1 protein-coding gene is annotated in these 274 nt (G+C 40.5%); it reads left to right on the forward strand.

The window, feature by feature from the left end; translation table 11 throughout:
- A partial coding sequence (locus tag C1G53_RS13235; RefSeq protein WP_238139083.1) for a hypothetical protein occupies nt 1-180 on the forward strand: 180 nt, incomplete at its 5' end.
- Between the last annotated feature and the right edge of the window lie 94 nt (nt 181-274).

A 274-nucleotide genomic window follows, 5' to 3' on the forward strand; every position in this document is an offset into this window, starting at 1 on the left:
TTTAATCTCAAACCAGCAGCAGAAGTAATCTCATCTCTGGAGAAAAATATTCGCTCTTTAAAATTCTTCACCACAGCTAAAACCGGGAAAGTCTGCATTTCTCGATTTGTCACCTGTGCCGTCAGTTCATATGTCGCTTTTTCTTTAGCAACGGAATCTCGCTGTACTTGTAGAAAATAGATGCTGGAACTTTCTTCCTTCCATTTTTCTAGCTCTCCTCCTACACGTCCAACAGACCAACCTCACTGACTTTCAAAACTACGCTCATCATTAT

The organism is Streptococcus suis (genome assembly GCF_002960445.1).
Taxonomy (GTDB): Bacteria; Bacillota; Bacilli; order Lactobacillales; family Streptococcaceae; genus Streptococcus; species Streptococcus hyiners.